Source organism: Nocardia sp. NPDC127579, assembly GCF_042672005.1.
Lineage (GTDB): Bacteria > Actinomycetota > Actinomycetes > Mycobacteriales > Mycobacteriaceae > Nocardia.
The window spans coordinates 235,664-260,684 of record NZ_JBHXVZ010000009.1 but is presented as its reverse complement, the minus strand read 5'-3'; the positions used below and the strand labels follow the sequence as shown (position 1 = coordinate 260,684).

Below are 25,021 nucleotides of genomic sequence, written 5' to 3'. Positions count from 1 at the left end.
CGATCCCGGCATTCAGGGCGCGACGGCCGCCGTCGGCAGCGCGACAATCCGTGCGTCGGCACCCGCGTAGAACCCGTCCCAATCCACCGCGACGCCGAAGACGTGCGCTTTGGCCATCGAGAACACGAATCGCTGCATGCCCCCCTCGTTCCGGCGCAGCGATCCGACCACTCCGACCTGCTCGCGCGCGCCGTGCGCGGTCGCCGATTGTTCGATCGGCACGGTCAGCACCGGGTGCGGTGAGATCTCCACGAAGCACCCGGCGCCGTGGTCGATCAGCGCGCGCACGGCGGGCTCGAAACCGACCCGGTCGCGCAGGCTGCGATACCAGTAATCCGCGTCCAGCCGGACGGTGTCGATAAAACCTCCGACCGACGTCGAATAGAACGGAATCGACCCCGTTCTCGGCGCCACCGCGGCCAGGAGTTCGCCGAGCTCGTCGCGGATGATCTCCACCGGCGCCGAATGCGAGGCGTAATCCACCGCGATCCGCCGCGCCCGAATCTGCTCGCGCTCGCACACGCGGAGCAGTTCGTCCAATCCGGCGGGTTCGCCCGAAACCACCACGGAGGTAGGGCTGTTCACCGCGGCAACCGACATCACACCCGCACAGCCGGAAAGTACCCGCTCGACCCGTTCGACCGGCGCGACGATGGAGACCATGCCGCCGAGGCCGGCCAACCGCTGCGCGATCGCCCGGGATCGCAGCGCGACCACCCGCGCACCGTCGGAGCGGGACAATCCACCGGCGACGACCGCGGCGGCGATCTCACCTTGGGAATGCCCGACCACCGCGGACGGCTGCACGCCGTACGAGCGCCACAGGGCGGCCAGACTCACCATCACCGACCACAGCGCCGGTTGCACGACGTCCACCCGGTCCAGCGACGGCGCCGCGGCCGCCCCGCGCAGGACCTCCGCGAGCCGCCAGTCGACGAACTCCGCCAGCGCCTCGTCACAGGCCGCCAGCTCCCGCGCGAAAACCGGTGCCGATTCCAGCAATTCGACGGCCATCCCGCGCCACTGGGCGCCCTGGCCGGGAAACACGAAAACCGGTGCGCTACCGGTGCGTACCCGGCCCGCCACGACGCCGTCACCGAGATCGTCGGCGGCCAGCCCGGCCAACCCGGCCAGCAGCTGGTCACGATCGCGGGCCACCACCGCCGCCCGGTATTCCGGTTGCTCGGCCGCGATCGCCGACGAGAATCCGATGTCGATCACCGAATCGTCGTGTGACGACCGCGAATCCGCGTCAGCCGTCGACAGGTACGCCCGCAGCCGGTCCGCCGCGACCCGCAGATCGACCGGCGTGTGGGCGGAGACGAACACGGGGACCGGCCGGCTACCGGCGCTCATCGCGAAACCAGCAGGGTGAAGGTGACATTGCCGTATTCGGACGTCGCCGCCACCAGCCGCCGGTGGGCACTCGGAGTGTTCGCCAAACGCGCCAGCACTCGCATCGGTTCGAGCGATCCGGCCCGGGCGATCGACTCCACCTCGACCTTCACACCCGGCCGCCCCGCCAACGTGTCGTAGAGAAAGGAGGTGACCGCCGAGTCGGGCCCGACCACCGTCACCTCGGTCGGCCCATCGTCCGGACTCGCGGCGAGCGCGGCGAAGGCCTGGTCCAGGCCGGGGTTGCGGGCGGCCCCGCGCGCGTTCGGCGGGAGGAAGCACGATCGCGCGGCGATGACATGCCGAGCGGCGTCGTGCACCGGGCGCAGGACCGCGAGCACCGCGCCGTCCTGGGCTCGGGCGCCGGTCTCGGTGCTGTCCAACGGGCATTCCGCGGCGCCGGCGAACACCAGATCGGCGCGTCCGCCGCACACCGCGCGCACTCCCTCTTGGATCGCCTCGAGTCCGGCGGTGCGCGGGGTGTGCAGGCTCAGCGCGAACCCTTTGAGCTGGTGTTCCATCGCGACCCGGCTGGCGACGAGGTTGATCGAGAAGTACGGGGCCGAGGCCGGGCTCAGCACATGCGATCCGCGCTCGGTGATGGTCCGATCGATGTCGCCCTGCGGGACCGAGGCCGCGTTGTTGGTCCCGACGCAGATCGCCCGGCGTTCCTCGTCGAACCGGTCGAGCACCGTGCCCGCGTCGTCCATCGCGCGGCGCGCGGCGACCAGGGCATACTGCGCAGCCCGGGGCAGATACTTGTACCCGCGGCCCAATTCCTGCCGCTGGTCGAACCATTCGTCCGCGGAGCTGTCGTGCGCTGCCGGCGGCTCGACGACGCCGAGGCCGTCGAGCGCGGCCACCGCCACCCCGGCGTCCGGTGACAATGCCGTGTCAGAGGGATTCACGATCAACCTTCTTCACAATCAGAGACATGTTGTTGCCGCCGAAGCCGTACGTGTTGACCATCGCGGTATCGCCGGCCAGCGGTGTCTCCCGCATCGGAAGCATGAGCCCGACCTCGGGATCGACCTCGTCGATCAGCAGATTCGGCGGCATCACGCCACGGCCGAGAAATGTCACCGCGGCAATCACACTCAAGGTTCCCGAGGCGCCGGCCGTATGCCCCAGCAGGGCTTTCGAGCTGTAGAACGGAATCCGCGCGGCGTGCGGCGCCAGCGCGACCGCCGTCGCGGCGGCTTCGACCGAATCGTTGTTCCGGGTACCCGTGCCGTGCGGTACGACCATGCTCAAGTCCCCGGGTGTCACCCCGGCTTCGGCCATCGACGTCCGCATCGCCCGAATCAGTTGTCCGCCTTCGGGATCCAGGCCGGTCACATGGAACGCGTCGCAGGACCAGCCCTGCCCGGCGATCTCCCCGTAGATGCGACAGTCGCGCCCGGCCGCCAGATCGGCGCGCTCGAGTACGACCGCCGCGGCGGCTTCGCCCAGCGTCGTCCCGTCCCGGTCCCGGGAGAAGGGCAGGCAGGTACCTTGCGAGACGGCGCCCACCTGGTTGAAGACCGCCAGCGCCACCCGGGAGAACGTTTCGTAGCCACCGGCGATCACGACGTCGGCCTCTCCGGACTCGATCAGTTGCGCGCCGATCGCGATGGCGTATCCGCTGCCCGCGCAGGCATTCGACAACGAGAGCGCGGGTCCGGTCGTACCGAGCTCACTCGCGACCGCGGGCGCGGCCGCGAACATCGGCACCCACCCCTGTTCGCTGAGCTGCTCGCCACGGGTGCGGTACTGCTCGACCAGGGCGGCATCGCCGTTCGAACTGCCGAGCACCACACCGATCCGGAGCGAATCATCGTCTTCGTGCCCGGCATCGGCCAGGGCTTCGCGGGCCGCGACCAGGATCGCGCGCATCGACTCGCTCGTGGCGAACCCCGCCACCGTCTCGGGTGCGGCCGGCCGGTCCTCGTCCGCCATCAGCGCGAAACGTTTGGTCGGGATGTTCATGTCGCCGAGGTCGGGGGCGACCACCTCCGGCGCCTTCGGGTCGTACAGTCGCGACACCAGTTCGGGCACTGTGCGCGCGGCGTGCGAAACCGCCCCGAGCCCTGTGATGAATACCCTGGTCATAGCGTTCCTTCACGGTTACATGTACAGAATCTGCGAATAGTCGGGCCACCGTCCGTACAGCTCGGCGTCGTCCACGATCCGCACGCCCGCGCGCAGCCGCTCGGGGCGCAGGCGCAGGCCGACGATGTCGTCGTGGCACACCAGCACCCGGACACCGGTTTCGAGCAGTCGCCGGACCTCCGAGCGCGGGTCGTTCACCGCGATCGGCGCACCGCCGAACAGACCGGTCAGCGACTCCGGGCCGAACTCCGCGGTGTCCAGCGCGTAGGTCGCGGCATGATCACGCAGCAGCAGGTCGACGCCCGCGAGTTGCCGGTGCAGTTCCAGGAGTTGGTAGAGCACATCGAAATAGCCGACCTCGATCGCGCCGCGATAGGCCCGTTCCACGATGACGAGATTGCGTGCGTTCGACATCAGGCCGTCCCCATGTAGATCGTCCGCCGGGCGGCTCCGACATGCGCGGCGAAGCGGTGCGGCGAGCGCACCGGGACCCCGTCGATGTGCCGGGCGCCGCGATGCTCACCACAGGTCCGGCAGCCGTACCAGTACAGCTGATCCGGATGGGCTTGCAGCAGCGCCGATATCAGTGACGCGGTGGTCGGGTGCTCGCGGTAGCGGTCGAGCAGATCGGTGGGTTTGGCCTCGCCGAGCGCGGTCTGGGTGAGCTGTGTCGCGTACCCGCAGGCCCACACCTGTACCGAGCGGCCCGAATCCAATGCGGCGCGGACCAGCCGGAGCAGGGTTGTCACCAGTTCACCCTGATGCGGTGAACCCATCACCACCAGCAGCAGGTCGGTGGAAGGCGCGACTCGTCTCAATGCCACACCACCGTCGAGTTGTCGTCGAGCAGGCGCTCGAGCAACCAGTCCATGGTCACCAGCTCGCGGCCGGGCACATCGGAGGCGTCGTAACCCCACTGCTCGAGCGACAGCGCGTCGACGCCGATCACGGCACCCGCCTCGCTCAAGGTGGTGAACACCGGATGATCGAGCACCGCACCGAGCACCGCGCCCTCCAGCAGCGCGACGGTGACCGTCGCGCTCCCGGTGGCCAGCACCTTGACCGCGTCCCGCAGCAGCCGAGGATCCCCGGCGGCCGCGGGCGCGATGGTCTCGACGAACACGTAATCACGCATTGGTCAGCGCGGCGAGCACACGGTCGTCGAAGTTGACCAGCCCCCAGTCGTCGCGGCGATGGATCTGGGCGTAGCCGTGTACAACGGTGCCGGTCGCGGTGTGCACCGGCGTACCGTCCCGCAGCACAAAGCAGTCGAACCGCGACCGATAGGTGAGGTTCTTGAAGACGTCGTCGACGGTGTAGGCGATGTACAGCGTCTCCTCCATCCTCGCCTCGGCGAGCATCGTCACCTGGGAGTGCGGCACCGCCGGAATCCACCGGTGCTCGTCGAGCAGCGTTTTGACCGAGATTCCCCGGCTGTCGACGAACCGGTCCTTGGCTTCCTCGAGCAGGCGCAGGTACCCGCTCATCGCCATCCGCTCGTTGTAATGGCAGGACGGATAGCCGATCCGGGCCGACCAGCTGATCCCGTTCGCGCCCGCGACGAGCGCGGCCAGGAACTCCTGCGGTCCTAGACCCGAAGGCGGAGCCGGACGTCGCGCTCCCTTCGGATACGGCCGCTCGATCTCCTCGGCCGCGAAGGGACGCAGCTCGGCCGGCACCCGGTCGACCGGGTCGATGTAGGTGTCGCGCCGCAGCACCGCGCTCACCTTGGACGTGACGACCTTGGTCCCCTCGTCCGTCGACAGCACCACCTTGAAGGTCCAGGCGTCCTCGGCGGCGGCCGGGATGACCGTCGCGGTCAGCTCGTCGTCCAGGTGCACCGAACTCAGGATCCGGGTATCGATGTCGACGACATCGAACCCGAGCCCGTACTCCTCGTAGAGGAACCGGCTCGACAGACCATTGCCTTTGATGTGGGCCAGGATCGCGTGTTCGACCAGATAGTTGATGTGCTTGAACCCGATCCACGCGCACACATTGTTGCCCTCGTACATCGGGGTGACCGAGCGCGCCGAGGTCTGCTGCCGGATGGCCTCGACGGCCTTGGTGAGTTCCACCATCTTCTTGTCCATTCTTGTCTCGGTCGCCTCAGGGCCCGACCGCTGCCGGGACCTGTTCGGACGTACTGTGCAGGCGGTCCCACACCGCGACGACCGTGCTGTCGGCACCGTCGACCGGCGTGAAGCCCGCGGCGTCGACGACACCCACGGCCGGCCGCGCGTCCAGGCCGGAGCGCGCCACCAGCAACGCGACCGCGCCGGTGCGCCGCTCACCACCGATCGCCACCGCGATGTCGGTGGCCGGCTCCACGCCGATCACCAGCACGTGGTCGGCGCGACCGGCGGCCAACAGCCGCCGGGCCAGGGTCACGGCTTCGTCCAGACCGCCCGGATAACCCGACACGAGCAGGTTCGGACCACGGAACCCGTGCAGAATCGCGACCGAGCTGGCCACCACGTTCGGCGACGCATTCGGCAGATCCATCGGACTGGTTGCCGCGATACCGCCCTCGTCGATCTCCCGCGCGACCCGTGCCACCGTGTCCACATTGCCCAGATTCGATGCGACAACCACGGCCACCCGATCCGGATCCGCCTGGATCGCGCGAGCCACGACCGGATCGGCCAGCACCGCGGTGCTGAGCGCCATCGCGGTCAGCGAGGCCCGGTCCTTGTAGCGCAGGCCGCGCTGGGTCATCACCGTCCGTGGATCGACCTCCGGCGCCATGGCCGTCGCGGCGATGACCGGGAATGTCGTTCCGGCCTCGGTGATCTCGGGCACCGCGGTCGAACTCGGGGCCGTAGCGGCGGCGATGATCGCCACGGCGTTCACGCCGCCGAACCCGAACGCGTTGACCTGTGCGAGCGCGAACTTCTCATCCGGGGCCGGAGCACCGAAGCGCAGCAGCCGAGCCTCGTCGACCGGTGCGCGACCGAGCGTGGTGTGCGGCGTCGTCCCGTGCCGCATCGACTCGATCGCCGTCAGGACCGCGATCAGCCCGGACGCGCCCGAGGTGTGGCCGATCATGGATTTGATCGCCACAGCGGCAGGCTTGCCGATCTGGTCACCGAATACCGTTGTCATGGCGGCGGATTCGGCGGTGTCGTTCTGCGGGGTGCCGGTACCGTGCAGCATCACCAGGTCGATATCGGCGGGGGTGACCCCGGCCATCGTGTGCGCGAGCCGGATCGAATCCGCCATACCGTTGCGGTCCGGGTTGGTGACGTGGCCGGCATCGCAGTTCACACCGACCGAACGCACCTCGAAGGCACCCTCGACGGCACGGGAGGTCAGCACTACAGCCGCCGCGCCCTCCCCCATGATCACGCCTTTCGGGCCGCTCTCGAACGGCCGCAGCGCATCCGGCGTCACCGGCTGCACCCGGTCGAGCAGGCCGTGCATGGACGCGGTGACCACATCGACACCGGCTACGACGACCTCCTCGGCCTCACCGAGCGCGAGCAGGTCCAGCGCCGCGGCGAGTGCGTGCAGCGATGCCGAACAGGCGTTGACCACCGTGGTGACATCCGAGGCACCCAGCGCCGCCCGGACCGCGTGCCCCAGATCGAGCTCCGCCGGTCCCGGCGTGCGTCCCTCGCACACCGCCAGTTCGAGCGTCCGGATCTCGGCCAGGCCGGTGCCGATGAGCACCGGTGTGCGCCCGAGATCGATCCCGGCTTCGTCCGATGCCTGCCGGATGGCCTCGATCACCAGACGAGACGCTCGCCCGGCTTCGGGCTGACCGTCGTCGATCTGGTAGGCCTGCTGTCCTTTGAACCGATCGATCTTCTGCCCGCGCAGCGGCCCCAATCCGGAGCGCCCCTGACATAGGTTGCGATACGTCGACGACGCATCCGCGCCGATCGACGTGATCATCGCGTAAGCCCTGACTGCAGCGCTCATTGCTTGACCGACAACGCCTCGCCCACGACGGTGTAGACACCTTCGAGATTGACCATGCGCGGCAGTTCTTCCTGATCGATCGTCACGCTGAACATCTTTTCCAGTGCCGCAAGGATTTCGATGGCCCGCAGCGAGTCCGCGTCATGGTCCTCGGCGAACAGGCTCTCCCGCGTGACCTCATCCTTTTCGATTTCCAGGATGTCGCAGATCAGATCCTTGATCCGGGCTTCGGTGTCTGTGGAAAGGCTCATTACAGATACTCCGTTTCTAGATACTCGGTGAACTAGACGCCGAGGTTGAACTTGTCACGAATTTCTCTGGAGGCGTCGAAGAACTTCTCGAGGTGCGCGTCGGTGTGGCCCTCGTTGATGATGATCCGCAGCACGGCCTTCTTCCGTTTGGCCGCCGGGTAGGCGTACACCGGAAGATGCAGGCCCTTCTCGAGATATGCGTGGTAGACCTCGAATGCGAGAGCTTCGTCGCCGATCTCGATCGAGGTGAAGCAGGTCTGGGTGTCGTAGACCGGCATTCCCTCCGCCTGCAAGCGGGCCCGGAACAGGTCGACCTTGCGCAGGTAGTTGTCGACGATCTCGGGCTCCCGATTGGCGAGCAGATCCATGATGTAAGTGGTGGCCGCCGCGGCCGGCGCGGACATTCCGGCGGTGAACATCGCCGTACCGCCCGGCTCCAGCGCGATTGTCGCGTCGGAGGTGCCACAGACGACACCGCCCTCGACGCCGACCGCCTTCTTCATCGAGACCATGATGAAAGACGAGCGCAACATGCCCTCGTACTCGCGATGGAACCGTCGATGGCTCGGCCCGTAGATCAGGAATCCGTTGGCGTCGTCGACATAGGACAGCGCACCGTACTTCTCGCAGACGTCGACGATGTCGTGCATGGGCGCGACGGTTCCGTCGAGCGAGTACACCGACTCGAAGACCACGCAGACGCGCTTACCGGCGAGGTCGCGCAGGATGGACTCGAGGTGCTCGACATCGTTGTGCTTGAACGAGAAGAGCCGCTCGCCGTACTTGAGGGTCTCCACGCCTTTCCACAGCGACCAGTGCGCGTCCCGGTCGAACACCATGACGACGTCGCTGTGGTCGAGGGTCAGCATCGGGTTGAACATCTGGTTGGCGGTCATCATCTGGGTGAAACCCAGGTTCGCCAGGGCGCCGCTGCCGAAGCTGACGCAGGCTTCCTTCTTGTGGTAGGCCGCCATCGCGTCCTCCAGGGCCGAATGTGCCACCGACACACCCTGCGAGATGCGCGATCCACCGCTGGCGATACCCAGCGACCGGCTGGTTTCGACGATGACGTCCATAACGTCTTCGCGCGATTGCAGATTCAGGAAGTTGACCGGCGCGAAGTTGATGAGCTTGTCGTCGCCCACGCCCTGCAACGCGCCGGGCATAACATCGGAAAATGGGGGCCGATCGACGCCGAGTTCACGCATTCCCTGCGCGAACTTGGCGAATTCCCAATTACTGTAGTCCATATACCTTCACCTAAGCGCCTCGATTCGCGTCCATATGACGATGTGATTCATGGTTGTGCACTGTCACCGCCTTGTCCACCCTCCCCAAAGGTATTGCAGTTTCCTGACTTACCTGCTCGCTCGCCGGCCGATTACTGGCAGCTTGATGCCCGGGCCGTAGACGGCTCGAGCGCCTACTGCTGAGATAGGCTGACATAGCAACGAATAAACCAGCGGAGGCCGAGACATTGTCTGATCCGGTTATTACGGGTGTCGGCATTACGACATGCGCGGGCGCGGATATGACGGCGCATCGCAAGTCGCTCGAAACACCCACACCCGCCGTAGCGACAATTGTCGACGACGAGCACGCCCGGGTCGCGCATCGCCTGTACGCCCTCGCGCCCGAACCGAATCTTCCCGCGTCCGAATACGCCGCCCGGGCCGCGGCGGAGGCGTTCGCCGACGCCGGCTTGACGCCGGAATCCGTTGCCGGCCGGCGCGTGTGCGTGATCCTGGCGAGCAGCATCGCCGACGCCCGCACCGCGGAGCAGGCCCGGATATCCGGGCAGGCCTTGCCGATCTCGGATTTCGGCAATATCGAGGCCGTGCGGCGGCGCATCGGACTGCCGCACGCGACCGGATACGAACTGGGCAACGCGTGCGCCGGCAGCGGCTACGCGATCTCCGTCGGCTGCGATCTGCTCGCGTCCGGTCAGGCCGATGTCGTCATCGCCGGTGGCGCCGAATCGTATTCGCGGGTCACGGTGGCGGCGTCCAGCGCCATGGCGGCGCTCTCGCCGTCAGGGGTGTGCCGGCCGTTCGATCGGCGCCGCGATGGTGTCGTCTTCGGCGAAGGCGCGGCCGTGGTCGTGCTCGAGACCGCGGACAGCGCACGAGCGCGCGGCGCGTCGAGTTACGCGGCCGTGGCCGGAGCCGGATGGAGCTGCGACGCCCATCACCCGATGGCCTCGGACCCGGCCGGAACCCAGGCCACGCGGTCCCTGCGCGAAGCGCTCGAGCGCGCGGGGACCGCACCTGCCGAGGTGGGCTGCGTAATCCCGCACGGCACCGGAACCCCGCACAACGATGTCGTCGAATCACGAGTGCTGGCAGCGGTATTCGGTGCGGCAATGGAACAGCTGCCGATCTACAGCGTGAAGACCGCGATCGGTCATCTCGCCGGCGGAGCGGGTGCGTCGTCCGTGGTGATCGCCGCGGCGGGTATTCGCGACGGCCGGCTGCCCCGCAACGCGCCGATCGAACCCGACCCCGAATGCCCGGTGTGGCTGCCGACCTCGCCCATCGAGCTCGCGTCCCGGCCTGTCGTCATCAACGCGTACGGCGCGGGCGGGCACAACATTTCACTGGTCCTGCGGGAGGCAGAATGAGCGCGGTAGCGGAACGGACGTCGGTGGTCGTGGCTTTGGGCCGCTGTCGACCGCCGAGCCCGGATGCCGAGGGATGGTTCAATCCCCGCACGGAACTCGGGCGGGGCTATCGGCACCTGCCCGATGCCGCGCACTACCTGCTCGCGGCCGCCCGCCAGGTCGCGCCGCTGCTCGACCGGCCTGCCGGTGACCGCTGGGGCGTCAGTATCGGCAGCGCGTTCGGCAGCGCCCGGCTGCACGACGACATCGAGCGTTCGGTCGCGGACGGCCAGGCGCACCTGCTGTCCCCTACGGCCGCTCCGTATTTCGCGCACAACATGGTGGCCAGCCAACTCTCGGCGGAGTATGGGATCACCGGAATGTGCCTGTCGGTGCATACCCCGGGTACCGCGGGGCTGGATGCCATCGGCCTGGCCACCTCCGCCCTCGACGCGGCCCGGGTCTCCCGCGCGATCGTCGGCGGGTTCGAGGCGCCGCGCCGCGAGGCCGCCCCCGGTGAACGCGCTGAAGGGGCCATGGTGCTGGTACTGGCGGCGGACGCGGCCCTGACCGCCGATACCCCGGCCCTCGCGCGGATCACGGTACGCACCTATGCCCGAGGCGAACTCGAACGGGTGGTGCGGGGCCTGGACAGTGCCGTCCCGACCGTCTACACCGCCGTCGACGACCGGACCGGCGCGGATCTCCGCAAGCTCGTTCCCGACGACGCCGACCTCACCGTGACCTCGAATTCCCTGGCCGCGCTCTGGCCGCTACCGGACATGATCGAGAGCGGCGAAACCGCCGGCACCGTCGTCGCGGTGGCCGGGTCCGTCGTGGTCGCGACCGTGAAACCGATTCACGCCTGATTCCCCGAAAAGCAGTGCCCAACCCGATGAAGAGAAAGTGATGGATATATGTCCACCTCCACGCTGAACAAAGAAGACCTTCGTGAACTGGTCGCCGATACGCTCGATGTGGACCTCGAACAGGTCACCGACAAAGCGGACTTCCTGGAAGAACTCGGTGTCGACTCGCTGATGTCGCTCGAGGTCGCGGTGCAAGTCGAGAAGAAGCTCGGCTTGAAGATCACCGAAGAGGAGCTCAAGGAAATCCGCAACTTCCAGGACGTGTGCACCATTCTCGACCGGAAGATCTCGGCCTAGTGCTCGCTCGTACCTGCCTGTCCGTTCCGGATCCCTTTCCGGAAACGGCAGGCACCACCTACAGCGCACGGATTCAGCAGAACGCCCGGGTAGTGGATGGACACTACCCGGAGTTCCCCATCGTTCCCGGCGCGATTCTCGTCGAACTGGCGGTCGAGGCAGCGTTCCGGGCGGCTCCGGCCGCGGCGGACACCTGCACGAGGTTGTCCGTGGAATCCGCGCGATTCCTCGCGCCGGTGCGGCCGCACGACATCGTCTCGTTCACCACCGACGTACGCGCCGGCGAGGACGGCGACACGGTTGTCCGGGTCACCGGCAAGCTCGCCGACGAGACGCTGTGCTGCCGGACCCGCATACGAATATCGAAGACAAAGGCTGTCCTTTGACCATTTCGGAGATCACCAGCCGGATTCCGCACCGGAGTTCGATGCTGCTGCTGGACAGAGTGCATTTCTTGGTGCCGGGAAGTCACGCCATAGCCAGCAAAGCGGTGACCGCGACCGAATGGTGCTACGAGTCGGAAGCCACCCGACGCGAATACGGCTACCCCATCGGTCTGGTCCTCGAGTCGTTCAACCAGACCGCCGCCCTGCTCACCACCCACGACAATCGGTCGGTCGGCGGGCGCGGGGCGGTCGTATCCGTGCTCGGCAGCTACACCGATGTACACATCGAGGGCACGGTGTATCCCGGCGACGTGATGGTGCACCACGCCATCGCCGCGGGGAGTCTCGGTGGCGCCGAATTCTTCACCGGCACCACGTCGGTGAACGGCACGGTGATCCTGAGGGTCGAGCGCTCCGTGCTCGCCCGCCGAGACGCTGCCCTGCTGCCGGACTACCCGGCCTGAAAGTCGTTGCCGAACAGGAGGAATCGACCATGTATCGTCGTGTCGCCGGCGCGCTTGCCGCCACCGGCCTCGCAGTAGTCGGTGGGATGCACCTTGTCTGGACTGCCAGCCCCTGGCCCTGGGACTCGGGCGATGAATTCCGTGCCGCGGTATTCGGAAGCGCCGAGACCGATGTGCCCAAGATCGGATACGTCCTCGTCGGTCTCGGGACGTTCGGCGCGGCGGCGATGGTCCTGGGCCAAGCGGGTGCACTGCCCCGGATCGGATCGGATCGGCTGCGCGCGCTGGCCATGTACACGCTGTCGGGTGTGTTGCTGGTGCGCGGCTCCGCCGGATATTTCCTCAATAGCGGAGCCTCGGCGGATTTCCGCGAGCTCAACACGGTCGTGTACTCGCCGCTGTGTCTCGTGCTCGGCGGGCTGACGCTCGCGGTGCAGCGCACCTACCGCTGAATCACGCAGCACCCGAACCCGTCTCGGCTCGCTATGAGCCGAGACGGGTTCTCGGTATCAGGCCTGAGCGGAAACCGGATCGGCGAATCCCGGCATCAGCTCCGATACCAGCCGCATGAACTCCAGCCGGGCGTCGAGTTGGGCGTACATGCTGATCGACCCGATCAGTACCCGGACGATCATCACGTACTCACGGGGCAGGTCGATCGCCCGCATCGTCTGCAGATCCGACCGATTGCCCAGGCCCATGCCCGAGGTCGCGGACCGCTGCAACCAGGTGCGCGTGAAATGGAACGACTCGGACTTCAACGGTTCGGTGATCAAGCGCAGATACTGTGCGATCGCGGCCGGTTCGACGTCCTGCCCGGGCTGGACGAAACCGTTGTCGCGCATGGTGATCGCCAGCGTGTCGAAATCGCCCGCACCGGCCAGCCGCACCATCCGGCCCAGCTCCGGCGGCAGGCCGCGCGGAAACCGTGCGCACGCCCCGAAATCGATGACGCCCAGCCGACCGTCGGCCGTCATCATGAAGTTTCCGGGATGCGGGTCGCAATGCAGCAGCCCGGCGCGCGCCGGCGCGGACAGATGGAACTCCGCGAGCAGGCGGGCGGCCCGATCACGCTGCGCGCGATCACCTTCCGCGATCACTCGCGACAGCGGGATTCCCTCCAGCCACTCGGTGATCAGCACCCTGGGCGCACTCGCGACGACGCGCGGCACAAGGAAGTTCCGGTCACCGTCGAACGCGGCGGCGAACGCGCGCTGATTGTCCGCTTCGATCCGGAAGTCGAGTTCTTCGACGGTGCGCTCGCTGAATTCCGCCAGCAGCGCCGAAACATCACCGGATCGGGTCAACCGCGCGAAGGCGCGCCCGTACCGGTTCAGCATGGCCAGATCGCCGCGCAGGGCCTCGGCGGCGCCGGGGTACTGCACTTTCACCGCGACCGGCCGGCCCGACGACCACACTCCCCGATGCACCTGCCCGATACTCGCGGCGGCCACCGGTTCGTCGTCGAAATGCTCGAACCGCTCCCGCCAGCGGGTACCGAGCTGCTGGTCGAGCACGCCGTGCACATGGTGCACCGGCATCGGTTTCGCATTCGACTGCAGCTTGGTGAGTGCTTCCTGATAGGGCCCCGCAACCGATTCCGGGATGGCGGCCTCGAACACACTGAGCGCCTGCCCGAATTTCATCGCGCCGCCCTTGAGTTCGCCGAGGACGGCGAAGACTTGTTCGGCAGCCTTGCGATCCAGCTCCGCATCGATCTGCTCGGCGTTGGCGCCCAACAGTTTTCGCCCGGCACCCAGCACGGCTCGACCAGCGATCCGGACCGGGATACCGGCCAGCTTCCGGCGCCGCTCGCCCGGTCGAGCGGGAATTCGATCAGCGTTCTCCGCCACCGGCCGACCTCATCCTTCGCTGGCAGCGGCCCGCTGCGTCGATTCGGCCAGATCGCGCAAGGTGCGCAGCTGTTTACGACTCATGACGAGATCGCCGTAGCCCAGCAGCGGACCGGAGACCGCGGGCACCGGCACCCGCGCCCGTGTCCGGATGATCAGCCGTGTACCACCGGTGATCGAGGACACCGCGTAGGTGACGGTGATCCGATCCGACGCGGTCATCGTGAGGTGGCGGTCGACCTCGAACGACACGAGTTCGAACATCGACATGAATTTCTGACCGACCTCCAGTCGATCCAGTCCCGGCGTGAACTCGCGGGGGCTTCGCTTCCCCCCGTTGTTCAGCAGGTCGTAACTGTATGGGGCGACCCGCAATTGGCACAGCCACCGGAAAACGACCGACACCGGGGCGTCGATCGTTATCGCTCGGTCCAGCTGGATACCCTGCGGATTCAACTCGTCGCAGGGGTATCGGTGTTCCTGTTCGGCCGAGGTGGCTCCCCAATTCGCGCCGATCATGGCCTCTCCTTCGCTCGTCGTGCTTCGACCGAAACTCCGCCGGCATGGCCCTTCCCCTGGCCTTCGCGGCGCTAGCAGGACAATGACTTCTCTTCTCGCGCAAGCATTTCTACGCGGATAACCTCGACTCGTCGACGGCGGCCGGATCCGGCACCGTCGGTGCGTCCCAGTATCGCATCAACAAGCGCTCGGCACGCATGCCGGCCTGGAATCGCGACTGCGCGCCGAGGTCTTCGTACAACTCCGCCACGTGGCGGCGGTAGGTACGCACCGAGATGCCCAGACGCTGGGCGGCGGTCTCGTCCTTCAGGCCGCGCGCGAGCGAGGCGATGACATCGCGGGTCAGTTCACATTCCCGGCGTTCGCGCAGCCGGGAGTGGATGTCGTATCCCGGTGACAGGGACCAGGTTTGGTCGAACCAGTTGGTCAGCACTTCCAGCATGGGTCCGTTGTCGACCTCGACCAGGCCACCGGAGCGGCCGTGGTCGATGAAGGCGCAGAATCGGTCCACCAGGATCAAGTTGAACACCGGGACGTGCGCGACCCGGCAGTCATCGGCGCGTTCGGGGCCCAGCGCCATCGGAACGTCGCCGAGCTGCACATCCGGCGAGCAGAGCACGGCGAACTTGGTGGACGGGTCCTTGGTCCATTCCCTGAATTCCCCGAGCACTCGGCTGTACCGCTCCGTTCCCAGACCGATCCGCATGGTCTTGGGCCCTCGGCCGAGGATCCATCGGACGGCGTCGTGCAGGTTGTCGGTGGTGACCAGCTGGCGCTCCGTCGAGGTTCGCAACTCGTCGAGTACACCACCGATCAGCAGTTTGGCCTGTTCCCAACCGTGCGCTGGCTGGTCGTCGGCATCCATGACAAGTGCTCCTTCGATCGATCGAGCTGTGTCCGACCGTGCGAAGCTCGCACGTGTCGTCCGAGGTGGTAGAGCCCACGGACGCCGTCGCGGATACAACCGCCCGGGTCGGGGCCGTCGCGATCAAGCCACCCAGCTCTCGGCGGTGGAGGGAAGGAGACCGCGGAGGCGGGTAAGTGCGCGGCCGCGCATGGGGCCGATGGAGCCACGCGGTAGGCCCAGCTGGCAGCTGATGGTGTCGTAGTTGGGGGCGGCGTCGGACATGAGCAGGCCGAGCAGGCGCTGGTCGCGTTCGGGGAGCTGGGAGAACGCGGCGCGGACCTCCTGGCCGGCGAGTAGGCGCAGGACCTGGTGGACGGTCGTCTCCTCGGCGGGGTCGACGGCATCGAGTACGGCGTCGTCTCCGACCGGGACATGCCGGGAGCTGCGAGCGATCTGCTTGAGGCATTCACGGCGGGCGGTGGTGGCGATCCAGGCCGGGAGCCGTTCCGGCGCTTGCAGATCCGCGAGATGGCTCACCACATTGGCCCAGGTCGCCTGGTAGACGTCCTCGCGGTCGTGCTGGGCGAGGCGAAAGGAGCGGGTGATCGACCACACCAGTGGCGAGAACCTGTCGATGAGCGTGCGCCAGCCCGATGGGCACCCCATCAGGCAGCGGGCCACCAGTAGTGGAAATGCTTCGACTTCGGTTGAACCTTCGGAAACGGCCATGTAAATCCCCTGCCACTACCAGGCGCACTACCGCGAACGCGCCGCCTGTAAGCCAGGCTATGCAGCGGCGATACCGGGGAGTAGGCCACCAACGGTGTATGCCCTCTGCATCAAAGGGTGCAGGCAATTGCCACCCGTTCTACGTAGGTGCGCATCCGGGTTCGTGATATAGCGCGCAATACGACCGCAGCTAATACATCGCGCCCCAAGCATTTCCGGATTCCGGGTTCTCGAATTACCTGATATGACAACGAAGTAGCCCCCGGAAATACACCGCCCATTCTGTATCCAGGCTTCGGATCGATCTCTCTGAACTGTCAGCCGCGACGGCTCGAACACGTATCGAGAGGACGCCATGGGCACGGAGACAACCGAAGTACTCGACCCCGCACGCCGGCTGCGGAGCTTCCAATGGTTCAACTGAATGATTCCATCAGAGTGGTCCGGCTCGGCATCCTGGAAAGCCGGCCCATTGTTCAGCTCATGTGCGTACTGCGGTTCGTCGCGGGCACCATGTGGGCCCTGCAATCGGACGAGAGTGGCTGTTCGGCGGGCTGGCCCGCCTATATCGCGTCCGCACTCGCCTGGTCGTGCGCGTCGGTGTCGATCTATCTGATCAACGGCGCCGTGGACGGCCCCGGCGACAAGCTGAACGGGGTCGGACGCCCGGTCGGCCGGGGTGATCTGAAACAGGATGACGCCCGCCAGTTCGCCACGGCGACAGCGGTACTCGCGATCGCCATCGCCCTGCTGTCCGGCAGCTACTCGATGCCACTGCTGGTGGGCGGGTATCTGCTTATCGGCTACGCCTATTCCGTCCCGCCCGTCCAGCTCAATCGCCACCTGGCCGGTGCCTCGATCATCGTGTTCTGCGGCGGCATGCTGACCTATCTGGCCGGCGCGATGGCCGTCGGCGCCGCGATATCCGCCGAATTGCTGGTTTTCGCCACGGTGATGTCGGCGTGGATGGGGGCCGTGGGCGCGATCGTCAAGGACTTCTCCGATTTCGCCGGTGATTCCGCGGTGCGCCGGAAGACCCTGGTGTGCATGCTCGGCGAGCGAACGGTCCGGCGGATCATCGCGACCTCCGCGATCGGCCTCACCTGCGCCACCGGGCTCGCGACGCTGCGGCTGCCGGCCCTGGCGGTAATCTTCCCGCCGCTGTTCATCGGCGCCCTCGCCGTCGCCTACACCACACTGACCACCCGCTATGCCGACCCGCGGGCGGTGAGCCGACGGCCCTATCACGCGTTCATGGGCACTCAGCTCACCGTGCACGCGGCGGTACCTGTAGCACTCATTTGACGTCCTCTTCGGCCTGAAAGCCGGAGATTCCTACCAGCACCCCGATGGGCACTCTCGGCGGGTTCCTGTTTCGCTGGGACTCGCTTTCCGCTCACACGGAAAGGCTTACGGTCCCTCCACAGGCGTTTAACCTCTCCGCACGTCCTGCGGCGAGAATGTTCTTCGCTGCGTTGAGATCCCGGTCGTGGACGGTGCCACACGCACACGCCCACTCCCGAACCGACAACGGTTTCGGCCCGTCGATCCGGCCACACACCGAGCACAACCGACTGGAGGGAAAGAATCGGTCCACCTTCGAGAAAACCCTGCCGTACCGCGACGCTTTCTCAGCCAGCATGCCGGTGAACATCGACCATCCAGCGTCGTGGACCGATTTCGCCAGCCGGGTGCGGGCCAAGCCCTTTACACACAGATCCTCGACATAGACCGCTTGGTTGTCGCGAACTATCGCCGTGGAATGCTTGTGCGCCCAGTCTCGGCGTGTATCAGACACTTTCGCGTGCGCTGCCGCCACCTTCACGCGGGCCTTGGCGCGGTTGGCAGAACCTTTCCGCTTACGCGAAAGACTCTTCTGCGCGCGGCGCAGCTTACGTTCGGCCTGCCGTAGAAATTTCGGGGACTCGATCCGTTTCCCGTTCGACAACACCGCGAACGTGGTCAAACCCAGGTCGATACCCACCTCGGAGGCCACCGGCCGCAACGGCTGTTCGTGCACCTCGATGACGAACGACGCGAAATACCGGCCCGCGCTGTCGTTGATGATCGTCACCGACGACGGCTCGGACGGCAACTCCCGCGACCACGCGAGGTTCACGTCCCCGATCTTGGGCAAGCGCAGCTTCCCACCGGAGGTAACCGCGAAGCGGGCGTTGCGGGTGAACCTGATCGAGCACCGAGTGTCCTTGCGGGACCGGTATCTCGGTGGCGCGACCCTGGGGCCTTTGCGGTTCCCGGTCACCGAAGCGAAAAAGTTCCGGTACGCGATGTTCAGGTCCGCCAGGGCCTGCTGCAACACCACCGCCGACACCTCGCCCAGCCACGCCCGTTCCGGGGTGTTCTTGGCCGCGGTCAGCAGCTTCGACAGCTCGCCATCACTGATGCGCCGCCCGTTGGTGAACGCCTCGCGCCGCACGGTCAGCGCGTCGTTGAATACCACTCGCGCGCACCCGAACGCCTTCGCCAACAACCGCTGCTGCCCCGCCGTGGGGTAGAGGCGGTAGTTGTATCGAAGCTGCACCTGTCGATCCCATCATTGGTTCATGACCGAATATCAGTCGATCAGGACAGGCAGATTCAACGGCGATAACAACCATGTCCACCTGCTGGTGGACTTCCACCCAAGGTCGCCCTGTCACGGCTGGCCAGCTCCCTGAAGGGAGTGTCCTCGCGCAGGATACGCCAAGAGTTCCCGGACCTGGTCGAACACTACTGGCGTGCGTAACGCCTGTGGTCCGGCTCGTACTTCGCCGGATCGGTCGGCGGAGCCCCGATCGCGGTTCTACGGCAGTACATCGAACAGCAGGAACGTCCCGTCTGAAGACACGGTCGGGCCTCGGCGGCCCTCCCGCGTGGGCCTTCACCACCGGGCTGAAGCCTGGCGCACTGGCCCACACCCGGTAGCGCTCAGCCGCGCGTCTCCTGGATCGGGATCCAGATGCGCACCCGGGTACCGCGGTTCAGCGTGGACGAGATGGTCACCGATCCCGACAGCAACTCCGCGCGCTCGGTCATCGACTGGATTCCATTGCTGCGCTCGACGACGGCCGGATCGAATCCCGTGCCGTCGTCGGCGACTATCGCACTGATCTCGTGCGGTGCGATGTTCACGACCACCGCCGCGCGTTCGGCGCGGGCGTGCAGATACACATTGCGCAGGCACTCGCGCAGGATCAGGAACAACTCGTCCAGGACATCGCGGTCGACCCAGTACTCCGCGCCGTTGACCATGATGTCGACGGCCGGGGTCTGCGACCGCATCACCGAAACGAACGCCTGCAACGCTGTTTCCAGGCTCTGTAGTTCTTCCCGGAGCCGAAGATCGGTGATGATCGCGGAAATCCGATCGATCGCATTGGACAGGGTGGCGATGACGGGCTGGACATCGCGCCCGCCACTGGGATTCTCGGCGGCATACAGTTCGAGCTGGCGCATGGACAGGCCGAGTTCGTTGCCGAGCCGGTCGTGCAGATCGCGGGCCAGCCGGTGGCGGGCCGAGTCGTTGATCTCGCCGAGTTGTCCCAGCAGAAAGGAATCGTAACCGGAGGCTCCCGCCTCCAGGCGCCGAAACAGCGCGCGCCCCAAGGTAATCAGTACCGGCTCCAAGCGGCCGGCGTGGCCGGCCTCGGATTCGAATGCCCGATTGATCTCGTCGACCATGATCTCGAACAGAATCCCGGCCGCCACGACCGAGCAGTCCGGGCGGATTCCACGATCGGCCCGGCCCGCGGCCATAGTTTTGATGAGATCGAGGTTCCGGCCCTGGATCACCTGGCCGAGCTCCATGGATTTCGCGCAATCGGAAATTATTTGCCTGGCCTGCTCGGCGCATTCTTCCCATATCGACTGGACGGCGACCAGCGGGCTGCCGACATCTTCCAGACCCTGTCGGTAACGGTCCAGAATTTGCGTACTCCGATTGACGATTCCGCCGACCATCTCAGGATTGACAAGATCAGTCACGATCTTCCCCCCTCCAGGTGATTAGGCCACCGCGGTGAGAAATGCTGCCCCAACCCTGCCCGCGATCCTGCTGCCTCGAATCCAACCCGGAAGCCGTCCGTCTCGTCAAGCCGAAAAACGGTGAACTCCCGGCCCTTTGCCACACAACGCCGTACAACGCAAGCCCACAGTCTCCGGGAAATTCATCGAGCCCTTCGGTCGAAGCGGACCAGTCATCCACTTGCGCCTCCTGCATGAGTCTCGTCCTTCCCAGGAGTGGATTGCCGCAGTCCAGGATATGCGATTCCGGTCAACTATGCTGTGGCATTGCTCGCCCGCTGGCCAGCCGGGCCCAACGAGCCTCGCACACCGAGGCGAGGCGTCCGACATCGACGATAGGGCCACTTCGGCCGGATAGTGGCATACCATTCGGGCACGCCTCCGATGCCTACCGAGCCCAGAATGCTTTGGCATTCTTATGCTGATCGTTTCACTCTCAGGAACGTGCTCGAATGACCTTCGCGGCGACCGCTCGGTTCACCGCGTCGAGCCGGGAGACCGCGCCGAGTTTATCGAAGACACTGCGCATATGCCGTTTGACCGTTCCCTCTGAAATACCCAGCAACACACCGATCTGGCGGTTGCTCATGGCATCGGCGGCGTGGTCGAGAACCTGTATCTCGCGGGCGGTCAGACAGGACCGCATTCGGGTATCCGGAGCGACCAGCAACCGCTGTCCGGAGATCACCGGCACCGCCCCGGCCGCCTCGGCGGCGACGGCTCGAATCGTCGACAGCAGCGATTCACGACTGGCGCTCTTGTGCAAGTAGCCAGCAATTCCCAGGCCCGCCAATTCCTGAATCAGCCGCATGTCCTGGTGCATGGTCACAATCAGAATTCGGCTCCGCGGGCTCGCCGCGCGCAATCGCCCGATGTTGTCCCGCACCGACTCGCCGGGCATCTCGACATCGAGCACCACCACATCGGGCCGCAGCCGAGCCGCCATCCCGACGCCGGAGGCGCCGTCGCCGACCTCGGCGACCACCGCGAGATCGGTTTCGAGCGCGATCATCTCGCACAGCGCCGCGCGCAACAGCGTGTGGTCATCGATCACCACGATCGAGATACGCGGACCGGCCATCAGGCGTCGAGCAGATCCCGGTACAACCGCTCCAGCTCGGCGCGCAGGCTGGAACCACCGTGCGCGTCCAGCTTCTCCAGGTCGTCCAGCACGTCGTTGGCGTCGTTGATGGTCACCGCGTAGGTCCAGCGCCGCCAGAACAGATAGGCGTCGGCGCTCGGATGTTTGCGGCAGAACTCGCGCAGGTTCGCGAGGAGTTCGGCACGGCGGCGGCGCTGATCGCGCGGCAGCGAATCGGCGCCGATCGGGTGCACCTGGTGGTAATTGATCGCGGCCGGGTGCACCGCGAAGCGCGCACCGGCCGCGTGCAGGCGATAGCTCAGCTCCGTGTCCTCCATGCCCCAGCCGCGAAAGGACTCGTCGAAATGACCGACCGCGGCCAGCATCTCGGCGCGCACCGCCAGGTTGGCCGTGGTGCCCAGGGCCCAGCCGAAGCGGAAGCCGGCCAGCTCCGGGCCGAAGCGTTCGAGCACCGCGTGATAGTTGTCCTCCTCGTCGCCGAGGTCGATGACGGCCACGGCCGCGGCGAAATCGTCGAGCAGCGCCTGCGGCGTGATCAGCGCGAAACCGCCTGCCTCCATACGGGACAGGAGTTCCGGGTCGCGGGCGGCCAGGGTGAGCAGGTCACGTTCGGCGGTCGGGAGCCGACCCGGCTCCCACAGCGTCAGCACGCGCCGCTTCCAGCCGATCGCGACGGCGTCGGGGTGCTCGCGCGCGAATCGCACGTGCTCGGCCAGCAGATCCGGATGTGCGATGCGGTCGTCGTCGTTGAAGACGATCAGCTCACCCGTCGCGTGCGCCAGCCCCAGGTTCCGTGCCGCGGATCGGCCGCCGTTGTCCTGCCGCAGGTAGGTCAGCGCGTAGTGCTCCCGGTATCGGTCGACCACCTGCTCGGCGCCGTCGCCGCCGCCGTCGTCGACCACGATGACCTCGAAGTCACGAAAACGCTGATGTACCAGCGATGCCAGCGTGTAGTCGAGATAGCGCGACTTGTCGTAGGTCGGGACGACGAGGCTCACTCGCACGAGACCGCCCCCTTGAACGGCAGCATGTGCTGTTCGACATAGGCGGCGAACTGCTCCACCCCGGACACACCGTCGAACCCGGCGGCGACCTCGGCGGCCCGCGCGGCGTAGCCGCCATACAGCATTTCGTCCAGACGCCGCGGCAACGCCGTCTCGATCTCGTCGTGCTCGATGATCACGCCGGTACCCAATCGCACACTGCGCGAAGCATTCTCGTGCTGTTCGCCATTGTGCGGGATGCAGATCACCGGGGTGCCGCAGAGAATGGCCTCCATCGTCGTGCCGTGCCCGCCGTGGATCACGGCGACATCCACCGCCTTGATCAATTCCATGGAGTGGTCGCTGAATTCGTGCACGGTGACCCGCGCTCCTGCGGCTACGAGCTTGTCCGCCAGCGGCGTGATGTCATCGACCGACACATTCGGCCCGGTGATCACGGTGAAGTGCGCGAGCGTGCCGGTCAGTGCCTCGAGTGCGCGCGGCAGGAATTCCCGTCCCGACGAAGAGCCGCCGAAGGTGATCAGCACCTGTGGGCCGCCCCCCAATTCGAGCTCGGCGCGCAGGGTTGCCACCCCGGGCAGCTCCGCCGGAGCGCGGCGCAGCAGCGGTCCGACGTAACGGATCTCGCGCAGCGTCGAATGCATGAACTCGGCGATATGGGCGGGGATCACCGACTGCGGTTCGAGCGCCGCGTAGTCCGGGATCGCGACCACGTCACCGAGCAGCTTGTCCACGTGCTCCCCCGCGATACCCATCTCCCGCAGTTTTTCGATGATCATCGGCTGCACGATGCTCATCGGGAAGACGAACAGGCGGGCGTTGTGGATGGACACCGACGGCACCCCGGCCATCGACGCGGCCACGCCCGCGGTGCTGCGCATATCGGAAACCACCAGGTCCGGGCGGAATTCATCGATCAGGCGGCACTCGTCGTCCAGGCAGGCGCGCAGGTAGTCCGCGCTGGCCAGCCGCCCGCGCGCCATCTGCCGCAACCCCTCCTCGCCCTTGACCTGGGTCCACGGCGGCACCGGGCCGATCTCGTGCACCGTCGCACACCGCAGCCCGATCCCGCGCGGGATGTGCACCGTCTCCGCCGCGCACGCGAACAGCACCTCGTGACCGCGCCGGAGCAGTTCCTCGGCGACCGCGATCGAGCGCATCAGATGCCCGAGGCTGCTCCTGCTGAACGCCACCACCAAAATCCGAGCCGGATCGACCGCCGCCATGTCACCTGTCCTCACTTCACCAACCGAACCGATCCCAGTGGCCGACACCGAGATCGACCATGTCGTGGATATTGCCGCGCACCGGGTGCGCGGGCGGCGTGCGCTCGGGGCCGAGCACCGTCGCCGGTATGCCCGCGCGCGGGGCCATCATGAGCCCGACCCGACGCGAGATCGTCGCGCCCGGCCCGATCGCCAGCCGAAATCGCGGCACCACCATGGCCAGGATCAGCCGCATCTCCAGCCGGGCCAGCACGGCTCCGATGCAGACGTGCGGGCCGAATCCGAACGGGAGGTACTCCACGGTGTTCGGCGTCAGGCCGTCCAGCCAGCGCTGCGGCCGGAACCGGGACGGCTCCGGGTACAGCGCCGGATCGCGATGCGTGACGTACTTGCTGGTCACCACCACGGTTCCGGCGGCGAGCGAATACCCGCCGAGTTCGGTTGCAGCGGTGGTGATTCGCGAGGTGTTGGGCCCCGGCGGCAACAGCCGCAGGGTCTCCTTCACCACGGCGTCCAGCACCGGCAGCCGCTCCAGATCGGCGACCGTCGGCACCGCGCCGCCCAGCGTGCCGGCCAGCTCGGCGGCCAGCGCGTCGAGCACGTCGGGATGCTGTGCCAGCAGCAACAGCGCCCACGCCAGGCTGTTCGAGGACGTCTCGTGCCCGGCGACGATGAGAGTGTTGAGCTGTCCGACGATTTCGTCGTCGGGCATCGGGTCGCCCCGCTCGTCGCGCAGCGCCAGCAGCAGACCGAGCAGGTCGCCGCCCGCGCCCGCGCGACGCCGGTCGATCATCCGCTGGAGTTCGGCGTCGAGTGCGCGCACGGTGCGCAGCAAACTGCGATACGGCGTGCCGGGCAGGTCGTAGGGGAACCAGGCCACCGCCGGGGCGAAGAACGGCAGCGCGAGCATATCGGCGACCAACTGCCCGACCCGTCCGGACCGGTCGGCGATATCCAGGCCGAACAGGGTGCGGCAGGCGATCCGCAGGGTCAGCCGGCGCATCTGGTCGACGAGGTCGAGCTGTGCGCCGACCCGCCAGGTGGACAGCTGGGCGTCGGTCATGGTGACGATGTCGTCCCGGTAACCCGCCAGTACCCGCGGGTGGAACGCCGGGGCCAGCATCCGGCGGCTGCGCCGATGCCGCGGCCCGTTCATCTCGAGCAGTCCGATACCCCGCCGCGCGCGCTTGATCGGCTCCGGGGTGAGGTACTCCAGCACCGTGTGGAAGGTGTCGGCGTCCAGCAGCACCGCGCGATTGTGCTGCGCGCCGAACGCGAAGACCTGCTGCCGATCACCGCGCACCAGCCCGGCCACCGGCCCGTAGCGGTGGTACAGCCGGGAGGTGTAGGCGATCGGATCCTGCTGGTAGCGATGGCGATTGACGCGTCGGCCACCGATTCGCGCCGGCGCCGGTCCCGGTAGCTGTGCGATCATCGGACCT

The 25,021-nt window shown here is 66.9% G+C and carries 27 protein-coding genes and 1 pseudogene; 8 read left to right on the top strand and 20 right to left on the bottom strand.

Features of this window, described 5'->3' with window-relative positions; translation table 11 throughout:
- Positions 1-12 precede the first annotated feature (12 nt).
- From ACFVMC_RS28185 to ACFVMC_RS28140, 10 genes are read right to left on the bottom strand one after another with little or no spacing between them, the layout of a single operon-like run.
- Positions 13-1,356 (bottom strand): acyltransferase domain-containing protein, encoded by a 1,344-nt coding sequence (locus ACFVMC_RS28185; protein WP_379215178.1) that lies wholly within the window; start codon positions 1,354-1,356, stop codon positions 13-15.
- On the bottom strand, positions 1,353-2,303 hold the full coding sequence (locus ACFVMC_RS28180; RefSeq protein ID WP_379215176.1) for a beta-ketoacyl synthase N-terminal-like domain-containing protein: 951 nt from the start codon (positions 2,301-2,303) through the stop codon (positions 1,353-1,355). The genes ACFVMC_RS28185 and ACFVMC_RS28180 overlap by 4 nt, the downstream gene beginning before the upstream one ends.
- On the bottom strand, positions 2,290-3,486 hold the full coding sequence (locus ACFVMC_RS28175) for a beta-ketoacyl-[acyl-carrier-protein] synthase family protein (RefSeq protein ID WP_379215174.1): 1,197 nt from the start codon (positions 3,484-3,486) through the stop codon (positions 2,290-2,292). Before ACFVMC_RS28175 ends, ACFVMC_RS28180 begins: the two co-directional genes overlap by 14 nt.
- Before the next feature lie 15 nt (positions 3,487-3,501).
- Entirely contained in the window at positions 3,502-3,900 is a 399-nt protein-coding gene (locus ACFVMC_RS28170; protein WP_379215172.1) for a hypothetical protein, read from the bottom strand.
- The gene (locus tag ACFVMC_RS28165; protein ID WP_379215171.1) at positions 3,900-4,310 is read right to left on the bottom strand and encodes a hypothetical protein; all 411 of its coding nucleotides are present in this window, start codon (positions 4,308-4,310) and stop codon (positions 3,900-3,902) included. The genes ACFVMC_RS28170 and ACFVMC_RS28165 overlap by 1 nt, the downstream gene beginning before the upstream one ends.
- Positions 4,301-4,621 carry a hypothetical protein gene (locus tag ACFVMC_RS28160; protein ID WP_379215169.1) on the bottom strand — a complete coding sequence of 107 codons (321 nt, stop codon included), beginning with the start codon at positions 4,619-4,621 and terminating at the stop codon, positions 4,301-4,303. The genes ACFVMC_RS28165 and ACFVMC_RS28160 overlap by 10 nt, the downstream gene beginning before the upstream one ends.
- Positions 4,614-5,579, bottom strand: coding sequence for a thioesterase family protein (locus ACFVMC_RS28155; RefSeq protein WP_379215167.1), 966 nt, complete (start codon positions 5,577-5,579; stop codon positions 4,614-4,616). Before ACFVMC_RS28155 ends, ACFVMC_RS28160 begins: the two co-directional genes overlap by 8 nt.
- Positions 5,580-5,595: 16 nt before the next feature.
- The gene (locus ACFVMC_RS28150; RefSeq protein ID WP_379215166.1) at positions 5,596-7,410 is read right to left on the bottom strand and encodes a beta-ketoacyl synthase N-terminal-like domain-containing protein; all 1,815 of its coding nucleotides are present in this window, start codon (positions 7,408-7,410) and stop codon (positions 5,596-5,598) included.
- Positions 7,407-7,661, bottom strand: a complete 255-nt coding sequence (locus tag ACFVMC_RS28145) for an acyl carrier protein (RefSeq protein WP_379215164.1) — start codon at positions 7,659-7,661, stop codon at positions 7,407-7,409. The genes ACFVMC_RS28150 and ACFVMC_RS28145 overlap by 4 nt, the downstream gene beginning before the upstream one ends.
- Before the next feature lie 32 nt (positions 7,662-7,693).
- The gene (locus ACFVMC_RS28140; RefSeq protein ID WP_379215162.1) at positions 7,694-8,911 is read right to left on the bottom strand and encodes an aminotransferase class I/II-fold pyridoxal phosphate-dependent enzyme; all 1,218 of its coding nucleotides are present in this window, start codon (positions 8,909-8,911) and stop codon (positions 7,694-7,696) included.
- A 281-nt stretch (positions 8,912-9,192) separates the two neighbouring features.
- Here ACFVMC_RS28140 and ACFVMC_RS28135 point away from each other — a divergent pair, with 281 nt between their 5' ends.
- From ACFVMC_RS28135 to ACFVMC_RS28110, 6 genes are all read left to right on the top strand, one after another.
- Positions 9,193-10,281: a beta-ketoacyl-[acyl-carrier-protein] synthase family protein gene (locus ACFVMC_RS28135; protein WP_379215160.1), complete on the top strand. Its 1,089-nt coding sequence runs from the start codon at positions 9,193-9,195 to the stop codon at positions 10,279-10,281.
- Entirely contained in the window at positions 10,278-11,129 is an 852-nt protein-coding gene (locus ACFVMC_RS28130; RefSeq protein ID WP_379215159.1) for a beta-ketoacyl synthase N-terminal-like domain-containing protein, read from the top strand. Before ACFVMC_RS28135 ends, ACFVMC_RS28130 begins: the two co-directional genes overlap by 4 nt.
- A gap of 48 nt (positions 11,130-11,177) precedes the next feature.
- Positions 11,178-11,426: an acyl carrier protein gene (locus ACFVMC_RS28125; RefSeq protein ID WP_379215157.1), complete on the top strand. Its 249-nt coding sequence runs from the start codon at positions 11,178-11,180 to the stop codon at positions 11,424-11,426.
- 92 nt (positions 11,427-11,518) lie between these two features.
- Positions 11,519-11,812: a hypothetical protein gene (locus ACFVMC_RS28120; protein ID WP_379215155.1), complete on the top strand. Its 294-nt coding sequence runs from the start codon at positions 11,519-11,521 to the stop codon at positions 11,810-11,812.
- On the top strand, positions 11,809-12,276 hold the full coding sequence (locus ACFVMC_RS28115; RefSeq protein WP_379215153.1) for a 3-hydroxyacyl-ACP dehydratase FabZ family protein: 468 nt from the start codon (positions 11,809-11,811) through the stop codon (positions 12,274-12,276). The genes ACFVMC_RS28120 and ACFVMC_RS28115 overlap by 4 nt, the downstream gene beginning before the upstream one ends.
- A gap of 29 nt (positions 12,277-12,305) precedes the next feature.
- Positions 12,306-12,728, top strand: coding sequence for a DUF3995 domain-containing protein (locus ACFVMC_RS28110; RefSeq protein ID WP_379215152.1), 423 nt, complete (start codon positions 12,306-12,308; stop codon positions 12,726-12,728).
- 57 nt (positions 12,729-12,785) lie between these two features.
- On the opposite strand, the gene ACFVMC_RS28105 is transcribed toward ACFVMC_RS28110, so the two are convergent.
- The 4 genes from ACFVMC_RS28105 to ACFVMC_RS28090 all read right to left on the bottom strand — a co-directional run bounded on the left by ACFVMC_RS28105 (position 12,786) and on the right by ACFVMC_RS28090 (position 16,224).
- Positions 12,786-14,129 carry an ABC1 kinase family protein gene (locus tag ACFVMC_RS28105; RefSeq protein WP_379215150.1) on the bottom strand — a complete coding sequence of 448 codons (1,344 nt, stop codon included), beginning with the start codon at positions 14,127-14,129 and terminating at the stop codon, positions 12,786-12,788.
- Between the two features lie 9 nt (positions 14,130-14,138).
- Complete coding sequence (locus ACFVMC_RS28100) at positions 14,139-14,648, bottom strand: hypothetical protein (protein WP_379215148.1); 510 nt, start codon at positions 14,646-14,648, stop codon at positions 14,139-14,141.
- Positions 14,649-14,757: 109 nt separating this feature from the next.
- On the bottom strand, positions 14,758-15,513 hold the full coding sequence (locus tag ACFVMC_RS28095) for a response regulator transcription factor (protein WP_379215146.1): 756 nt from the start codon (positions 15,511-15,513) through the stop codon (positions 14,758-14,760).
- 123 nt (positions 15,514-15,636) lie between these two features.
- The gene (locus ACFVMC_RS28090) at positions 15,637-16,224 is read right to left on the bottom strand and encodes an RNA polymerase sigma factor (protein WP_379215145.1); all 588 of its coding nucleotides are present in this window, start codon (positions 16,222-16,224) and stop codon (positions 15,637-15,639) included.
- A 411-nt stretch (positions 16,225-16,635) separates the two neighbouring features.
- Between ACFVMC_RS28090 and ACFVMC_RS28085 the strand changes: the two genes are divergently transcribed.
- On the top strand, positions 16,636-17,529 hold the full coding sequence (locus ACFVMC_RS28085; RefSeq protein ID WP_379215144.1) for a UbiA family prenyltransferase: 894 nt from the start codon (positions 16,636-16,638) through the stop codon (positions 17,527-17,529).
- Between the two features lie 91 nt (positions 17,530-17,620).
- Here ACFVMC_RS28085 and ACFVMC_RS28080 read toward each other — a convergent pair whose 3' ends face one another.
- On the bottom strand, positions 17,621-18,712 hold the full coding sequence (locus ACFVMC_RS28080) for an RNA-guided endonuclease InsQ/TnpB family protein (RefSeq protein ID WP_379215142.1): 1,092 nt from the start codon (positions 18,710-18,712) through the stop codon (positions 17,621-17,623).
- Between the two features lie 195 nt (positions 18,713-18,907).
- On the opposite strand from ACFVMC_RS28080, the pseudogene ACFVMC_RS28075 reads away from it, so the two are divergent.
- A pseudogene (locus tag ACFVMC_RS28075) lies at positions 18,908-19,066 on the top strand (transposase).
- 86 nt (positions 19,067-19,152) lie between these two features.
- Here ACFVMC_RS28075 and ACFVMC_RS28070 read toward each other — a convergent pair.
- The 5 genes from ACFVMC_RS28070 to ACFVMC_RS28050 form a co-directional block, all read right to left on the bottom strand.
- A complete protein-coding gene (locus ACFVMC_RS28070; protein ID WP_379215141.1) occupies positions 19,153-20,208 on the bottom strand; it encodes a sensor histidine kinase in 1,056 nt (351 codons plus the stop codon).
- 475 nt (positions 20,209-20,683) lie between these two features.
- Positions 20,684-21,328, bottom strand: coding sequence for a response regulator (locus ACFVMC_RS28065; RefSeq protein WP_379215139.1), 645 nt, complete (start codon positions 21,326-21,328; stop codon positions 20,684-20,686).
- Positions 21,328-22,353, bottom strand: coding sequence for a glycosyltransferase family 2 protein (locus tag ACFVMC_RS28060; protein ID WP_379215137.1), 1,026 nt, complete (start codon positions 22,351-22,353; stop codon positions 21,328-21,330). The genes ACFVMC_RS28065 and ACFVMC_RS28060 overlap by 1 nt, the downstream gene beginning before the upstream one ends.
- Entirely contained in the window at positions 22,344-23,594 is a 1,251-nt protein-coding gene (locus ACFVMC_RS28055) for a glycosyltransferase (protein WP_379215135.1), read from the bottom strand. Before ACFVMC_RS28055 ends, ACFVMC_RS28060 begins: the two co-directional genes overlap by 10 nt.
- A 1-nt stretch (position 23,595) precedes the next feature.
- Positions 23,596-25,014 (bottom strand): cytochrome P450, encoded by a 1,419-nt coding sequence (locus ACFVMC_RS28050; protein ID WP_379215133.1) that lies wholly within the window; start codon positions 25,012-25,014, stop codon positions 23,596-23,598.
- Positions 25,015-25,021: the final 7 nt, after the last annotated feature.